The sequence below is a fragment of the Micromonospora coerulea genome (genome assembly GCF_016598485.1).
Taxonomy (GTDB): domain Bacteria; phylum Actinomycetota; class Actinomycetes; order Mycobacteriales; family Micromonosporaceae; genus Micromonospora; species Micromonospora coerulea.
The window spans coordinates 1-1,775 of record NZ_JAEMUW010000079.1; the positions used below are offsets into that span (position 1 = coordinate 1).

The window sequence follows — 1,775 nt, forward strand, 5'->3', positions numbered from 1 at the left end:
GCCTTCGGTGCGCAGGGCGACCACGGCGACGCTGCGGGCGTCGACCGGGTCGGTCTTGCGGCCCTGGCCGGTGGCGAACACGCAGGCCCGGGCGGACAGCTTCGCCGTCGACGGGAGGGCAGGGCTACCTCGAGCCGGGCAGTCCCCTCTTGAGCCTCTCACCGCCGCGGTGACCGGCGGGGCGCACGCCAGATGCAGCCACACCAACCTGCGGTGGGCAGCCGCGATGAAGCGATTCCGCCGGTCACCTCGACCAAGCCTGGACTGACTGCGGTCGTAGCACCAGTCAATAGGTAGCCGCGATCGGCTCGCCGCCGGCCTCACGACGGGTCGGGCTGGCTGGCGGCCGGACATGCCGAGATGAGTGCACGGTCGTGGATCATGTCAGCGCAGAACCTTCCACCCAACGACCTGCGTCGGGTAAAAAGATCTCTTGTGTTCGAGCGCATGACGACCGACGCCCGGGCGGTGATTGCGCGCATTCCGAGCCTCGCACTGGCCGCGGATCGGCGCCAGATGACCCTCTGGGACCTGGCGGCGGCGTTGCCCGCACCGTCGGGCAACACCGCCACGCTCTGGCACGCCCCTACCGCCGAGCCCCCGCCCGCCGCGGACTCCAGGACCGCCGGCACCGCGCCGCCGGCGAGCGTGAGCGGTGCTGCGCAGGGCCTACGCTTCGACCGCGAGGCACGGGCGGTGCTGGAGCAGGCGCTACACGTCGCGCTGCAGGAGCGGGCCGAGCACATCGGCACCGAGCACATCCTCGCCGCCCTGTTGCGCACCGGGCCACCCGACGTCGTGGCCTGGCTCGCCGCCCGCAGTGCCACCGCCGAGGCCGTCGACGCCTTGCTGACCCGGCTGCGCGGCGGCCCGGGCGTCGAGCGACTCCCAGCCAAGCCATCAAGGGCCGACCGGCGGAACTGGCGGCGGGCGACGGTGCGGGCGCACGGCGGCCAGCGGATACCGCACCCGCTCGCCACGGTCGCGGTCGTCCTCACCGTCATGGTGGTGTTCGTGCTCTGCGTCTGGGGGCCGTGACCCGTCCGCCAGGTCGCCTCCCGTCAGCACCGCCACCAGTAACCGGGCATCACCGTCAACGCCGGCTCACCATCTCGATGCCGATTCACGGTCGAACGCACGCTTCTGTCGCCGAGCGCGCGCACGACGCAACGTCATGGCCGCCGGGCTGGTGTCCGCTCCAAGTTCCTGGCCGAGACGATTGCGCGAGCCGTCGGCAATCCGATCAGTCGGGCTGGTCATCTGCCTCGCTGTAACCGTGAGCCGACAGAACGGCCAGGAGCCGCTCATCCCACGCGCCCTCATCGGCGTCATGCCATCGATGCCGCTGCGGGCATTGCCAGTTCGGTGGCTGGTCCGGAAGCAAGCAACCGCCGAGTGCCAAGTCCCCACTCTCGGCGGCGTCGACAGCTTCAGGAACGGGAAGACCGAACAGCAGAGGCACGCCTGCTGCACCGCATTCAGGGCAAGCCGGGATCACACTCGCACGGTACTCGTCGAGCATCCTCTCCAGCCGCGAGGTGGGCGCGTGGACGGTCGATCTTCCTCATCGTGGCGATCGATGTCGGGCTGCTTCAGATCTCGAAGTCCTCTGCCCACCGCTCCCATTCGACAACGCTGAGGCCAGCCGGCGCTCCTTTGGAGGACGGCAGCGTGGCATCGCCTTGCAACCACACAATCAACAGCTGCGAGCGATGGAGTACGGGATCCTTGCCGTCATTGACCAGCCCTGACGAGAACCGCCCCATCACGATCAC

2 protein-coding genes and 1 pseudogene are annotated in these 1,775 nt (G+C 69.7%); 1 reads left to right on the plus strand and 2 read right to left on the minus strand.

The genetic code is table 11. The features are described from left to right. Nucleotides 1–447 precede the first annotated feature (447 nt). Nucleotides 448–1,038: a Clp protease N-terminal domain-containing protein gene (locus I8N68_RS32295; RefSeq protein ID WP_200216893.1), complete on the plus strand. Its 591-nt coding sequence runs from the start codon at nucleotides 448–450 to the stop codon at nucleotides 1,036–1,038. A 205-nt stretch (nucleotides 1,039–1,243) separates the two neighbouring features. Here I8N68_RS32295 and I8N68_RS32300 read toward each other — a convergent pair whose 3' ends face one another. Together I8N68_RS32300 and I8N68_RS32305 are read right to left on the minus strand one after the other, a co-directional pair. Beyond that, complete coding sequence (locus tag I8N68_RS32300; protein WP_234041002.1) at nucleotides 1,244–1,522, minus strand: hypothetical protein; 279 nt, start codon at nucleotides 1,520–1,522, stop codon at nucleotides 1,244–1,246. Nucleotides 1,523–1,592: 70 nt separating this feature from the next. Next, nucleotides 1,593–1,775, minus strand: a pseudogene (locus I8N68_RS32305) (hypothetical protein); the annotation flags it as partial.